13 protein-coding genes are annotated in these 13,168 nt (G+C 62.7%); 9 read left to right on the top strand and 4 right to left on the bottom strand.

Features of this window, described 5'->3' with window-relative positions; all coding sequences use genetic code 11:
• Positions 1–90 precede the first annotated feature (90 nt).
• The 5 genes from egtD (at position 91) to ABH15_RS04025 (ending at position 4,520) form a co-directional block, all read left to right on the top strand.
• Entirely contained in the window at positions 91–1,293 is a 1,203-nt protein-coding gene (gene egtD, locus ABH15_RS04005; RefSeq protein WP_128693056.1) for an L-histidine N(alpha)-methyltransferase, read from the top strand.
• An 80-nt stretch (positions 1,294–1,373) separates the two neighbouring features.
• Positions 1,374–1,841: a flavodoxin family protein gene (locus ABH15_RS04010; RefSeq protein ID WP_128693057.1), complete on the top strand. Its 468-nt coding sequence runs from the start codon at positions 1,374–1,376 to the stop codon at positions 1,839–1,841.
• Positions 1,842–1,928: 87 nt separating this feature from the next.
• Positions 1,929–2,813, top strand: a complete 885-nt coding sequence (locus ABH15_RS04015) for a S16 family serine protease (RefSeq protein WP_128693058.1) — start codon at positions 1,929–1,931, stop codon at positions 2,811–2,813.
• Positions 2,814–2,878: 65 nt separating this feature from the next.
• Positions 2,879–3,706 carry a S16 family serine protease gene (locus ABH15_RS04020; protein ID WP_128693059.1) on the top strand — a complete coding sequence of 276 codons (828 nt, stop codon included), beginning with the start codon at positions 2,879–2,881 and terminating at the stop codon, positions 3,704–3,706.
• A gap of 76 nt (positions 3,707–3,782) precedes the next feature.
• Entirely contained in the window at positions 3,783–4,520 is a 738-nt protein-coding gene (locus tag ABH15_RS04025) for a hypothetical protein (RefSeq protein ID WP_128693060.1), read from the top strand.
• 13 nt (positions 4,521–4,533) lie between these two features.
• On the opposite strand, the gene ABH15_RS04030 is transcribed toward ABH15_RS04025, so the two are convergent.
• Positions 4,534–5,022, bottom strand: coding sequence for a Holliday junction resolvase-like protein (locus tag ABH15_RS04030; protein WP_128693061.1), 489 nt, complete (start codon positions 5,020–5,022; stop codon positions 4,534–4,536).
• Between the two features lie 183 nt (positions 5,023–5,205).
• Between ABH15_RS04030 and ABH15_RS04035 the strand changes: the two genes are divergently transcribed.
• The 3 genes from ABH15_RS04035 to ABH15_RS04045 all read left to right on the top strand — a co-directional run bounded on the left by ABH15_RS04035 (position 5,206) and on the right by ABH15_RS04045 (position 6,987).
• Positions 5,206–5,742, top strand: coding sequence for a hypothetical protein (locus tag ABH15_RS04035; RefSeq protein WP_128693062.1), 537 nt, complete (start codon positions 5,206–5,208; stop codon positions 5,740–5,742).
• A gap of 85 nt (positions 5,743–5,827) precedes the next feature.
• A complete protein-coding gene (locus tag ABH15_RS04040) occupies positions 5,828–6,544 on the top strand; it encodes a hypothetical protein (protein ID WP_128693063.1) in 717 nt (238 codons plus the stop codon).
• Positions 6,545–6,678: 134 nt separating this feature from the next.
• Positions 6,679–6,987 carry a hypothetical protein gene (locus ABH15_RS04045; protein ID WP_128693064.1) on the top strand — a complete coding sequence of 103 codons (309 nt, stop codon included), beginning with the start codon at positions 6,679–6,681 and terminating at the stop codon, positions 6,985–6,987.
• A gap of 37 nt (positions 6,988–7,024) precedes the next feature.
• Here the strand turns inward: ABH15_RS04045 and ABH15_RS04050 are convergent, their stop codons facing one another.
• From ABH15_RS04050 to mutS, 3 genes are all read right to left on the bottom strand, one after another.
• A complete protein-coding gene (locus ABH15_RS04050) occupies positions 7,025–7,252 on the bottom strand; it encodes a hypothetical protein (RefSeq protein WP_128693065.1) in 228 nt (75 codons plus the stop codon).
• Between the two features lie 107 nt (positions 7,253–7,359).
• Positions 7,360–9,141 (bottom strand): DNA mismatch repair endonuclease MutL, encoded by a 1,782-nt coding sequence (gene mutL, locus ABH15_RS04055; protein WP_128693066.1) that lies wholly within the window; start codon positions 9,139–9,141, stop codon positions 7,360–7,362.
• Positions 9,138–11,759 (bottom strand): DNA mismatch repair protein MutS, encoded by a 2,622-nt coding sequence (gene mutS, locus ABH15_RS04060; protein WP_128693067.1) that lies wholly within the window; start codon positions 11,757–11,759, stop codon positions 9,138–9,140. The genes mutL and mutS overlap by 4 nt, the downstream gene beginning before the upstream one ends.
• A gap of 157 nt (positions 11,760–11,916) precedes the next feature.
• Here mutS and ABH15_RS04065 point away from each other — a divergent pair, with 157 nt between their 5' ends.
• Positions 11,917–13,167, top strand: a complete 1,251-nt coding sequence (locus tag ABH15_RS04065; RefSeq protein WP_128693068.1) for a 3-isopropylmalate dehydratase large subunit — start codon at positions 11,917–11,919, stop codon at positions 13,165–13,167.
• The last annotated feature ends 1 nt before the right edge of the window (position 13,168 follow it).

The following is a 13,168-nucleotide window of genomic DNA, read 5'->3' on the forward strand; positions in this document are numbered from 1 at the left end:
GCGATTACAGAGTTCTATCTCTCCAAAAAGCGGCGTATCCTTCGATTTCCCACAATGTATTTATAGCATCGGGGGCATCAAGTCGGTTCCATGACGTATTCTGACTGGGCACGTGAAGATCTGCAGGTGGAGAGAACGGCGGATTGTTCGTCCGGGTCACCATCATACGGGCGGCGCAGTCGCCTGAACCCCGCAGCCGGTTTGCTCTGTTCGCAGGTATCGCAGTTCCTCCCTGTAGCTCCGAACGGTCGGAACGATCCGGCTCACTCCGACAGCGGGGAACCTGCGACATATCCGGAGATGCAGACCGGCGGTGGGGAGTCGAGGCTTGAGATCCGGAACTATCTTACGAGTTCGTATGCCGAGGAGATAGCCCGTGACGTCCGTCTTGGCCTATCCGGGGGTCAAAAAAGGATCCCGAGCAAGTATTTCTACGACGAGCGGGGTTCGCGGCTCTTTGAAGAGATCTGTATGCTCCCCGAGTACTATCCCACCCGGACCGAGATGGCCATCCTGCAGGAGTATGCCGGGGCGATCATGGAGCCGTTTGCCGGCGGCGATCTCGTGGAGATGGGGTCGGGAGCGAACTGGAAGATCTGCCGCCTGCTCGATGCGGCATGGCAGGCGGACAGTCGCGTCATACGCTACGTACCGGTCGATGTGAGCGAGGCCGCTCTTCGAACGGCCGCTGTGGATCTGCTCCGGCGGTATGACGGGCTCTCCGTCCTCGGGATCGTCGCGGACTTCACCCGCGACCTCGGTAGTATACCGGATAATACCTCAAAGATCGTCAGCCTCTTCGGCGGTACGCTCGGGAATTTCACCGGGCCGGAGGCCGAGTCCCTGCTTGGAATGGTCGCCGGGCTCATGCACCCGGGTGACCGGTTCCTTCTCGGCCTCGATATGCTGAAGGAGAGAGCGGTTCTCGAGGCGGCATACAACGACTCCCGGGGAGTCACCGCCGCGTTTAACCGCAACATCTTACACGTTGTCAACCGGGAACTCAACGCCGGCTTCGATCCTTTGCTCTTCGATCACGTCGCGTTCTTTAACGAAGATGCGGAGCAGATCGAGATGCACCTCGCTGCAAAGCAGGCGATGACCGTCGATATCGGGCTCCTCGATATGGCGGTGGAGTTCCGGGAGGGTGAGACGATTCATACCGAGATATCCCGCAAGTTTTCCCGGGAGAGTGCAATGAGGCTCTTCGAACGGGCAGGCCTTGCGGCCGAACGCTGGTTCACCGACGATGCCGGGTGGTTCTCGCTCGTTGAGCTCGCCCGGAACGACTGATTTTCCCTCCGTGGAGGTCGTCCGGCCGGGTGGCGGGACACCATTTTATACTCCGGTTCCCTTCACGGTTTCGGGGGACTATGAGGACGCTCATCATCTACACCTCGGTGCACCATGGGAATACGGGGAAGGTTGCCCAGGCGATGGCGGGGGCGCTCGGTGCCGATATGGTCGATGCGGCTGGAGCCGAGCCCGGGCTGATCGACCACTACGACCTGATCGGTTTTGGTTCGGGCATCTACCACGGCCGCCACCACCAGACTCTCTTTCGTTTCGTCGAGATGCTTCCTGCCGTCGACGGAACGCTTGCGTTTGTCTTCTCGACGAGCGGGCGGGGTGTGGCGCAGGATCATACTGCCCTGAAGCAGGTTCTCGAAGCGAAGGGGTTTTGGATCGTGGGTGACTTTGTCTGCAAGGGCTGGGATACCTATACCGTGCTCGGGCTCGTCGGGGGAATCAACAAGGGAAGACCCGATGCCCGGGATCTTGCGCATGCTGCGGCGTTTGCAGATGATCTTGCGAGACATTGGGGGGATGCCGGCCGGTAAAACCCGGGATCGGCATCCTGCAGCTCCTGCATCCGCCTGCCCCAAACCATTATATCCGGGTATAGAGTATATCCCGCCTGATCCCCGATGCGATCCCGCTTACTGGTCATAGTACTGGTTGTTTTACTGATTGCAAATGTATACTCCGCGGTCATCGTTCCCGCCGCGGTCGATGGGGATCTCCGTGACCTCAATAGCCGGATTGCCGTCCTTGAAGAAGAGAATGCCGATCTGCTGGCCAGGGTTTCCGAGTATGCCTCCCAGGCGGTGGCTCCTGCCGCTGAGCCGACCCCGTATCTCCCGCCGGCAGCGGAATCCCTCACCGGGGCAGCGACGCTTCAGGCGCCGGTGGTCGTCGAGAAGGTCGAGTCCGTCAGGAACTATCCGCTCGTGCGGCAGCGGGTAACGGAGAAGGGATCGCTCGTGGACGTCTCGGTCGAGGTCGTCCCCGGACGCGGACGGGTGCTCGTCCAGACCACGCCGCTGATGGGGGTGGTTTTCCAGGATGCCGGCAACACAGCTGTCTCCGTCGCCTGTGAAGAGGCCGGAGTGAATCTCTCCGGGAGCGACGTGATCTTCTCGGTTATGGCGGAGAGCGAGGTCTCGGCGATCGACGGGCCGAGTGCCGGCGCACTGATGACGGCGCTCCTCCTCTCGGTGCTCGAGAAACGGCCCGTGAACGACTCCGTCACCCTGACCGGCACCATCGATCCGTTCGGGAACGTCGGTGAGATAAGCGGCGTCGCCGAGAAGGCGCAGGCAGCGCATGATGCCGGCAAAGATCTCATCCTTCTTCCCCGGAAGAACAACCGGGTCGTGTCCTACGGCGACGTGACGAGGAGCATCGGCGGGGTGGAGTTCACGCTGCAACACCCGGAGGATATCGACGCCCGGCAGTATATCGAGAATGAGATCGGCATCCGGGTCGAGTACGTGGACTCCATCCGGGATGTCATGCGGTATATTGCCTGATCGATCTGTCTGCCCCGGTGCCGCATGCTTAAATATCCGGGGTGCCCCTCCCTGTCGGAAGATCCATGAAGGCTGTGTCGATCCTTGCCGCGCTCCTCCTCCTGTCGCTTCTTGCCAATGCTTACCTCGTGGCGGTCATCGTCTCACCGTCGCTGTTCCCGGCAGAGACTCCTGTGGCACCCGCTCCATCCAATCCTGCATCAGCCCCGGTTCCGGCCTCTCCTGTCCCGGGAGAGGGTCTCCCGGGAGCAGCGACGCTCCAGGCACCGGTGATTATGCAGATCGTAGAGCTCACCCGGGAAGGACCTTTTACCCGGGAGCAGGTGACGGAAGAGGGTTCGCTCGTGGACGTCTCGGTCGAGGTCGCCCCCGGACGCGGACGGGTGCTCGTCCAGACCACGCCGCTGATGGGGCTCGTCTTCCAGGATGCCGCCAATATGGCTGTCCTTGCTGCCCAGAACCGCTCGGATGTAAACCTCTCCGGGAGCGACGTGATCTTCTCGGTTATGGCGGAGAGCGAGGTCTCGGCGATCGACGGCTCGAGTGCCGGTGCACTGATGACGGCGCTCCTCCTCTCGGTGCTCGAAGACCGGCCCGTGAACGACTCCGTCACCCTGACCGGCACCATCGATCCGTTCGGGAACGTCGGCGAGATAAGCGGCGTCGTCGAGAAGGCACGGGCGGTACGCGAGGCCGGGAAAGATCTCTTCCTTCTCCCCCGGGAGAACAGCAGGCTCGTCCGGTATCGGAGTGTCTCGCGGAACGTCGGCGGTTTTGTGGTCACGGAGCAGCGGCCGGAGATTGTGGATGCGGAAAGGTTCATCGAGGACGAGATCGGTATCCCGGTGGAGTACGTGGATACGATCGACGACGTTACCGCCTTCCTTTGGTAATCGGGGGCCACGGCGCCCCCCCGATGCCGAAGAGATTCTTCGGAGTTTATATTTGCCTACTGCCAATAGAACTGGCATGAAAACAGCCGTAACCCTTATTGTGCTTATTACCGTTGCCCTGCTCGCGTGCGGGTGCACGAATACCGCATCCGTCGGCGAAACGACACCGATGCCGACCGCGACCCCTGCCGCCGAACCGGCAGCACCGGGAGTTCAAACCTCCGAGCCATCCGTTTCTGGGCAGGTCATGCCGGTTCTGGATATATCCGGAGAGGGCGGCGCGTCGCAGGTTGTCGATCTGAAGACGGGAACGTACGTCGTCACCACCACCCGTGAGGGCACCGGTTACTTTACGATCGAACTCGAGAAGGAGAACTGCCATATCGGTCTTCGCGGAACCGATAAAGCATATTCCGGAGTGGATGCGTTCGGCATTACGATGCCCGGCCGCTACTACCTGAACGTGACGGATGAGGGGGACAGCCTCTGGACGATCCGGGTCGACCGTGCGGCAGGCGTCGTTGACCAGAGTATGCCCTACCGCTTCGAGGGGACGGGCGACATGGTTACCGGCTACTTTAACCTGCCCGCAGGGGCTCTCCCGCTTACGGTATGGCACAGCGGAGAGGACGACCTGTATGTCTGGCTCTTCGATGAGGGAGGGAACGATGTCTACGCATACCCCGGGTGGACGCTCACGCTCCCCGGTGAGGGGCAGTCTCAGGAGACCGTGACCGTCGAGATCCCCGAGAGCAGAGCCTACCTGCTTGCGGTGCAGTGTGCCGGGGACTGGACGCTGGCTATCGGGGAATAGCGCTTCTCTTTTTTTATTTCCCGTTCTGGCGGATGACCTCGTAGGTCACCCGCTGCTGCAGGATGCAGTCGCGGACTGCCCGCTCACGTTCAGAGAGGTTCGATCGGCCGCTCTTCACCTCGACGAAGGCGACGCTCGTCACCTCCCCGTCCGAGAGGCCGTTGAAGATGACGAAGTCGACCGGGGTGCCGAGAAAGCGGGCATCCTTCGGGTTGTAGGTGAAGTCCGGGAAGTAGGGGATGAGATGTTCGGTTACCTTCCCCCGGATCACCGCCTCGCTCCGCGTGACGGCGTCGCGGCGGATGCTCTTCTCCTCGGTGATCTTCCACTCCCGGAAGAGCAGCTCCGCCTTCTCGTCGACGAGCCGCTGCATCTCGGTCGAGCGCCATTCGTCGAAGAGCGATCGCGCCCGCCGCTCGACCTCTCCCGCTACGCGGGCGTAGCGCCAGGCGATGTAGATCAACAGGAGCAGGAGGGCGGCGATGAAGATCCACTCTATCATACAGTACGACTCGGTGGCCGGGGATAAAGGGGTTTGGAATTGCCGTCCGATCGCCCGACGGAGAGGTGCTCTTGAGTCGATCCCCGGTCGGCATCATCTCTGTGGAAAGGTGTCCTTTCATCCCGGGGGATCCATCCTCCTCAAGCCTTTTATGGACTCCCCGCCCTGTACCCGGGAAGTACTATGAATCGACGATTGCTCCTGCTGCTCGCTGCCCTTGTGGTCACGGCCGCCGCCGCTCTCGGTGCGGCGCTCCTGCTGTCGGGCACCGATCCTTCCGCCCCGACCTATACGAATACGACCTACGGTTATGCGGTCACCTATCCGGACGGGTGGCAATACGCCGAGACTGCCGGAGGTGTCGCGTTCTCCTCCCCGGACGGCCACGAGGAGATGCGGATCACTGCCGATCCCCTCGCCGGCGATTTCCCGATCGAGTCCGTCCTCCGCTCGCTGAACACCACCTATGCAGCGGATTTTGCGCGGGATATCCCCGGCACTGAGTGGGTCTCGATGAGCGAAACCGTGCTTGACGGCGCTCCTGCGTATGAGAGCGTCTTTTCGATCCCGATACAGGGGGAGGAGCGGTATCAATTCGTCGCCCGGTATGCAGTGCACGAGGGTGTCGTCTACTCGGTGATGTATACGGAGTTCCCCGCCGCATACGATCCGTATACCGGCCATGGAAAGGAGATGCTTGAGTCGTTCCGGTTCATCTGATCTCTCTGCCGTCTTTCTCCCGTTCGGGCTCTTCTCCGTCGGGGGAAACCGGGGTCTTTTTCCTGCTCGCCGCCGTACCTCTTCTATGAGATCGTATTTCCTGATCCCGCTCCTCCTCTGCACCGCTCTCATCACCTGTGGGTGCATGGGAACCGCACCGGCGGCACCCGACACGGCGGCGACCGCCACACCGACTCCGACTCCGACGGATACCGCTGCTCCTCTTCCGACACCGGATGGCAAGGTGACGACACTCGGCGGTGCCGGAAACGCCACCCGGGTCGTCGCGCTCGATGCCGGGCTGTACGTCTTTACCATGCAGCACGACGGCACCGGCCCGTTCAGCGTCGAGATCGAGAGTGAAGAAGTCTATGGCACCCTTGCCCACGCCACCGGCGCATATGACGGAAAACAGGCGTTCGGCCTCCCCGCTTCCGGTGAGTACGAGTTTACGGTCGTTGCCGACGGTAACTGGACGATAGCGGTCGACCGGCCGCAGGCGATCAACGGTATCCCGCCCCAGACCTTCACCGGCACCGGCGACGGTGCAACGCCGCTCTTCCAGATCCCGGCAGGGAACGCCTCCTTTGCGATGACGGTTCAGAGCCCGGCGGAGTGCGCGGTCTGGCTCTACAACAGCACCGGATGGCTCGTCTTCGATCCGACCGATACCTACGTCGAACCGCTCCACTGGCACAGGGGACCGTACAACGGCACTGCAACCGTCCGGATCGCCGATGCGGATAACTATCTGCTGAACGTGATGGCCGAAGGCGCGTGGACGATCACGGTCACGGTCTGACCTTTCCCCACTCTTTTTCTTCTGCTCCTTCCGGTCGTCACGCTGCCGATGCCCTTTACCGATCAGATGAGACGGGCGGTGCGAACGCAGCGCTGACGGTAATGATAAGATACCGGGCGCCGAAAGGAGAGAGTATGGATCGTTTCACCACCGGGCCGTCCCGGTGCGGCGCCCCTTCGTCCCCGCCTGCCGGAGAACGGAAGCGGAAGAGTGACCGGATGCACCTCCTCATGGAGATGCGGGAGTTTTCCCGCGAGCACGGTGATATCCTTTCCCGGTACCACCGGTATACGCCCGGGGACCTCGACCGGCTCGCAGGGGAATGCCGGCGGCTGCAGGAGGAGGCGTGCCGTCAGGGTGCCTGCGGAACCGCCGGCGAGCTCGCTGAGCTCGAGTACGTCATCGGCAGGGCAAAGGAGATGCGCGAGAAACGGGGGGAGTGATCCGGCTTTACCTGACCGGGATGCTCCTCAAACGCCGTCAGTTCTCTTCCGGGAGCCTGGGGAGTTCGTCTTCGTCCGACGGCACCACGACCTCGGGCGAGAGATCAAAGAGTTCTTCGATGATCGCGTCGTCCTGCTCGTCGTGGTACTGCTCGCCCGGCTCTTTCATCTTCATCCAGAGGCGGATCTGCCGGAGGAGTGTCATGGACGTCCGGCCGTCTCCCGCCTCTTCCGGGAAGGCGCTCTCTTCATACAGTAATGCCATATTCATGCTTCTGCTACAAAACTCTGTTCAAACGTTCTTTCGCTGTATCGGCCGATTGATCCGGTGCAACATCGAAACGGAGGTACCTTTTGGTGTTTCTCCGGCACTCACGTCCGCTGAAACATCCTGTCGAGTTTCTGCTTTTCGAGCGCCACTACCGTCGGGCGTCCGTGCGGGCACGTCCAGGGAGTCTTCGTCGCCGCGAGCTGATCGATGAGCCGCCGCATCTGCTCGCCCGTAAGGAGAGCTCCCGCCTTTACCGCTCCCCGGCAGGCGACGATTGTCGTTATCCGCTCTTTCGCCCCGGCGGCGGCCTTCTGCCCGTCTCCGATGAGTTCGGTGATCGTCTCGCGGACTACTGCCATATCCTCAAGTTTTCCGAGCACGACCGGCACCGCCCTGACGGCGTAGGTGTCCCGCCCGAACTCCTCGACGACGAACCCTTCTTCGGCGAGGAGGGGGATCGCCTCGCGGATGATAGCCGACTCTGCCGCCCGCAGCGAGAGGATCACCGGCGTGATAAGCTCCTGCGACCGGACGGCGGCGTCCCGCCGCTCCACGACCTGCTCGTAGAGCACCCGCTCGTGGGCGGCGTGCTGGTCGACGAGGTAGAGCGTCCCGTCCGATCCACGGGCGACGATGTAGGTCGCAGCGACCTGTCCTATCGGCTCCATCGCGGGGAGGAGGTTCTGCTCTCGTGGAACCGCGAGTTCCGTCTGGCGGAGCTGGCGATCCGAGGTAGCGAGTGTCCGGTGACCGGCGGCGTAGGCCGGTTCCGGCGACGCGACGCCCCTGGTCTCCGGGAGCGGAGGGTTCTCGGGCGTTATTGCTGTCTGAACCGGCTCGCCGCCCGCCTCGTCGCGGGAGAGATCCCGCTCCCCGAGCGCCTCCGCCACCGCATCCGTGATCGCAGAGAGGATCTCCCGCTCCCGGCTGAGCCTCACTTCGCGTTTGGTGGGGTGGACGTTCACGTCGACGAGGCTCGTGTCGATATCAAGGTCGAGGAAAGCCACCGGGTAGCGGTCTTTCGGGAGGAGGGTGCCGTATCCCTCCCTGATTGCGCCGACGATCGGGCGGGATGCGACGCTCCGGCCGTTGATGCTGATACTAATATGGAACGGGCTCCCCCGGCTCTCTGCAGGGCGGGAGACGTAGCCCCCGATCCGCATGAACGGCGTCCGCCCCGCGACCGGGATCAGCGACCGGGCGAGGTCGATCCCGTGGAGCCCGACGATGGCGTCGCGGAGCTCCGCCGACCGCTGGGTCGCCATCCGCTCGCGGCCGTTCTGCACCAGGCGGAACGCGATATCGCTGTGGGCGAGGGCTATCGTCTCGACCGTGCCGTAGAGATGGGCAAGCTCGGTGTTCCTGCTCTTTAAGAACTTCCGGCGGGCGGGGGTGTTGTAGAAGAGATCTTCCACGATCACCGTCGTCCCCTCGGGAGCACCCGTCTCGCGGTCTTCGAGCACCTCGCCGCCCCGGACGACGACCCGCCTTCCGGCGATCGCCCCCTCCCCCCTTGCCCGGGTGACCAGCGTCACCTGCGCCACGGCGGCGATGCTGGCGAGCGCCTCGCCCCGGAACCCCAGTGTCCGGATGACGTGCAGGTCGCCGATCTCCCGTATCTTGCTTGTTGCATGGGGTTCGAAGGCGAGGAGCGCCTCCTCGGGTGTCATCCCGTACCCGTCGTCGGCGATCCGGATGCGCGTGATCCCCTTCATATCGGATGTCACGTCCACGAGGATGGACGTCGCCCCGGCGTCGACGGCGTTCTCGACGAGTTCCTTGACGACCGATGCCGGCCGTTCCACTACCTCGCCGGCGGCGATCTGGTTCACCGTCGCGGGGTCGAGCCGGTGAATCCGGGGTTCGGGGTGAGAGGCGCTCATCGCCGTCCGTTTCCTCCGTTCGCCAGGTTCTGGAGCCGGTGGAGGGTGTTTAACGCCGCGAGCGGGGTCATCTCGTCGAGTTTCATCGCCCGGAGTTCTTCGACCGCCGGGTTCGTCTCGGCGACGCCCTCGCCCGTATCGACGAGCAGCATCTGGGTGTAGCGGGGTGTTTTCCCGCCTCCTTTCAGTTCCTGCACCATCGCTTCTTTGAGGATGACGAGTGCCCGTTCGGTCACCTTCTTCGGGATGCCGGCGAGCTCCGCAACGTGGACGCCGTAACTCTTATCGGTCGCCCCCTGGACGAGCCTCCGGAGGAATATCACATCGCGTCCCGTATCCTTCACCGCGAAGTGGAAGTTCTTCACCCTTTTTAGTTTCCCCTCAAGCTCGATCAGCTCGTGGAAATGGGTGGCGAAGAGGGTGCGCGGACCCGTCACCGCTTTGCCGTGGAGGAACTCGACTACCGCCTGTGCGATCGAGAATCCGTCGAGGGTGCTCGTTCCCCTGCCGATCTCGTCGAGGATCACGAGGCTCTGGGGGGTGACGTTGTTGAGGATGTTCGCAAGCTCGAGCATCTCGACCATGAAGGTACTCTGCCCGCTCGCGAGGTCGTCGAACGCCCCGACCCGGGTGAAGACCCGGTCGACGATCCCGATCGTGGCGTGCCGGGCGGGGACGAAACTCCCCATCTGCGCCATGATACAGAGGAGGGCGACCGCTCGCATGTACGTCGATTTTCCGGCCATGTTCGCACCGGTGATGATCATGATCTGGTTGCCGCTCCCGTCGAGGTCGGTGTCGTTCGGGACGAACCCGACCTCCATGCTCCGCTCCACGACCGGGTGACGCCCTTCCCGGACGACGATCCTGCCGCTCTCCTCGATGACCGGGCGGGTGTAGTCATAGCGGGCCGCATTCTCGGCGAGGGCCGCGTAGACGTCGAGGTGCCCTATTGCCCGGGCGGTCGCCTGCAATTCGGGAACGCATGCGGCGAGCGTCCGCACAAGATCCGCGTATACCTCTGCCTCCAGAACCGAGAGCCGATCTTCGGCGGTTGCGATCATCGCTTCCTTCTCCCGGAGCTTCGGGATGGTATACCGTTCGCCGTTTGCCGTCGTCTGCCGGCGCTCGTACTCTTCCGGCACCAGATGGAGGTTCGCCCTCGTCACCTCGATGAAGTAGCCGAAGACCCGGTTGTAGGAGACTTTCAGGGACTTGATCCCTGTCCGCTCCCGCTCCTGCTGCTGGAACTGTCCGATCCAGTCCTTCCCCGAGGTTGAGAGATTCCGCAGTTCGTCGAGTTCGGCGCAAAACCCTTCCCGGATCATCCCGCCCGACCGCGCCAGCGCCGGAGGCTCGTCGACGATCGCCCGGGCGATGAAGTTCGCAGTCGCGGAGAGATCGCTCATAGCCTCGAGGGCTTCTCTGATATTCTCCGGAGTCTCGTCGGTAAAGAGATCCTTTAAGGCCGGGATTCTCTCGATAGACTCTCTCAGCGTTAAGAGATCCCGAGGTCCCGCATTCCCGTAGGAGATCCGCCCGGCGATACGTTCAATATCACCGCACCGGTCGAGATGCGAGCGTAGATCCGCTCGTGCCATCGGATTGCCGACGAAGTACTCGACCGCGTCGAGCCGGCGGCCGATAGCCTCCGGGTCGAGCAGGGGGGCGATCAGGAACGACCGCATCAGGCGGCTGCCCATCGAGGTCTCGGTGACGTCGAGGGCGCCCTGGAGCGTGATCCCGGCCGCTTCGCTCCGGATACTCTTCGTGATCTCGAGGTTCCGGAGGGTGATGGCGTCGAGTGCCATGTTCCGTGCCGAAAGCCTGGTCGAGAGGCCGGCGATGTGGGCAAGCTCCGACCGCTGTGTCTCCCGGGCATAGCGGAGGGCGGCGCCTGCGGCAGCGACCGCTCCGTCGAGCTCCTCGCAGCCGTATCCGCCGAGCGAATTCGTGCCGAACTGCTCGCAGAGGAGCGAACGAGCACTCTCCGGGAGGAAGGCATCGTCGCGGTAGCGGGAGACAAGGAGACCCTGCGCCCGGAGCCTGACGGCGAGCGCGTCCGGGGAACTCTCCGGGACGATGCACTCGGACGGGTGGTAGCGGACGACCTCCGAGACGAGCTCGGCATAGTCACGCCCGCCGTCCGAGGCCGAGACGAAGAACTCTCCCGTAGAGACGTCGAGGAATGCCGTCCCGATCGATCCCTTCTTTCCGGGAGCGACGGCCATGAGATACTGTGCTCCGGGTGACCCGAGCATCGAGGAGTCGATGACGGTGCCGGGCGTGATGACGCGCACGACATCCCGCTTGACGACACCTTTCGCCTTCTTCGGGTCTTCGACCTGATCGCAGACGACAACCTTGAACCCTTTGTTCACCAGGCGGGCGATGTAGCCCTCGGCGGCATGGTGGGGAACGCCGGCGAGCGGCATCCGCTCACCGTCTTTGTCCCGTCCGCGGGAGGTCAGGACGATGTCGAGCTCTCGCGCAACGACGGCGGCATCTTCACCGAAGGTCTCGTAAAAGTCGCCCATCTGGAAGAAGAGAATGGCATCGGGGTGTGCTGCCTTAGCCGTATAATACTGTTTCATCGCAGGGCTTGGTCCGTCCTTCATCGCTCTTCCTTAGTAAGGTCCTCGCGAGGGCTGATAAGGTATGCGTCTTTGCCGGAAAAGTGAATGACCGGCGAAATCAGGTGCACCAGATCGGTGAAAATCGCGTGGTGCAGCCAAACTACATACGTCAGGAGATCACAATTTTACCCGGTAATACATGGCAGCGACGATTGTTGAAAAGATATTCTCGTCGCACTGCGGCAGAGAAATTCGTGCAGGCGACGTAGTGATGGCACCGGTAGATGCGGCGATGATTCACGATATCACCGGCCCGCTTGCAATCCGGGTGCTGCGTGATATGGGCGGCGAGCGGGTCTTCGATCCGCGGAAGATCGTCATGCTCTTTGATCACCAGATTCCTGCGGATTCCATCCCTGCTGCGGAGAACCATGTCTTCATGCGGGAATTTGCGCGTGAGCAGGGCATCCACAACTACGATATGCGGGAGGGTGTCTGCCACCAGGTCGTGATGGAAAAAGGCCACGCGGCTCCGGGAGAGATCGTGGTCGGCACCGATTCGCATACCTGCACTTACGGGGCGGGCGGTGCGTTCGCCACCGGTATCGGGTCGACCGATATGGGTTTTGTCTTAAAGTTCGGAGCCCTCTACTTCCGGGTTCCGGAGAGCATCCTCGTCGAGGCGAACGGCAGGTTCGACCGCCGGGTCGGTGCAAAAGACCTCATCCTCAATATCGCAGGCGATATCGGTGCCGACGGAGCGACCTACCAGGCGCTCGAGTTCGTCGGCGATACGTTCCGGACGATGGATATGGCGGGCAGGATGACCTGCGCCAACATGGCCATCGAGATGGGGGCGAAAGCCGGGATCGTGCCGCCGGACGAGACGACTTGGGAGTACATCGCTCCACGGAGGGCGATGCAGCCTTTCGCGCTTGCGAGCGATCCGGATGCCGTCTACGCCGAGTACCGGCAGTACGACGTTGCCGACCTCGCCCCGCAGATCGCCGTCCCGCACAACGTCGATAACGTCGTGGACGTCGGTGAGGTGGCGGGCACGAAGGTCGATCAGGTCTTTATCGGATCGTGCACGAACGGCCGGTTCGAGGACCTCGCCGAGGCTGCCGAGGTGCTCGGGAAAGAGCAGTTTGCGGAGAGCGTCCGGGTCATCGTCATTCCCGCGTCCCGGGACGAGTACTTAAAATCGCTCAAGGCAGGGCTGATCGAGCGGTTCGTGGAGGCCGGAGCCCTCTTCGAGGCTCCCTGTTGCGGCCCCTGCATGGGCGGGGCGTTCGGGCTCCTCGCACCCGGCGAGGTTTCGCTCTCGACCTCGAACCGGAACTTCAAGGGGAGACAGGGCAGCACCGCCGCGTCGGTCTACCTCTGTTCTCCGGCGACCGCGGCGGCGAGCGCCATCTACGGCGAGATCACCGATCCGAGGGAGGTGTAAC

Origin of the sequence: Methanoculleus taiwanensis (genome assembly GCF_004102725.1) — an archaeon.
Taxonomy (GTDB): Archaea; Halobacteriota; Methanomicrobia; order Methanomicrobiales; family Methanoculleaceae; genus Methanoculleus_A; species Methanoculleus_A taiwanensis.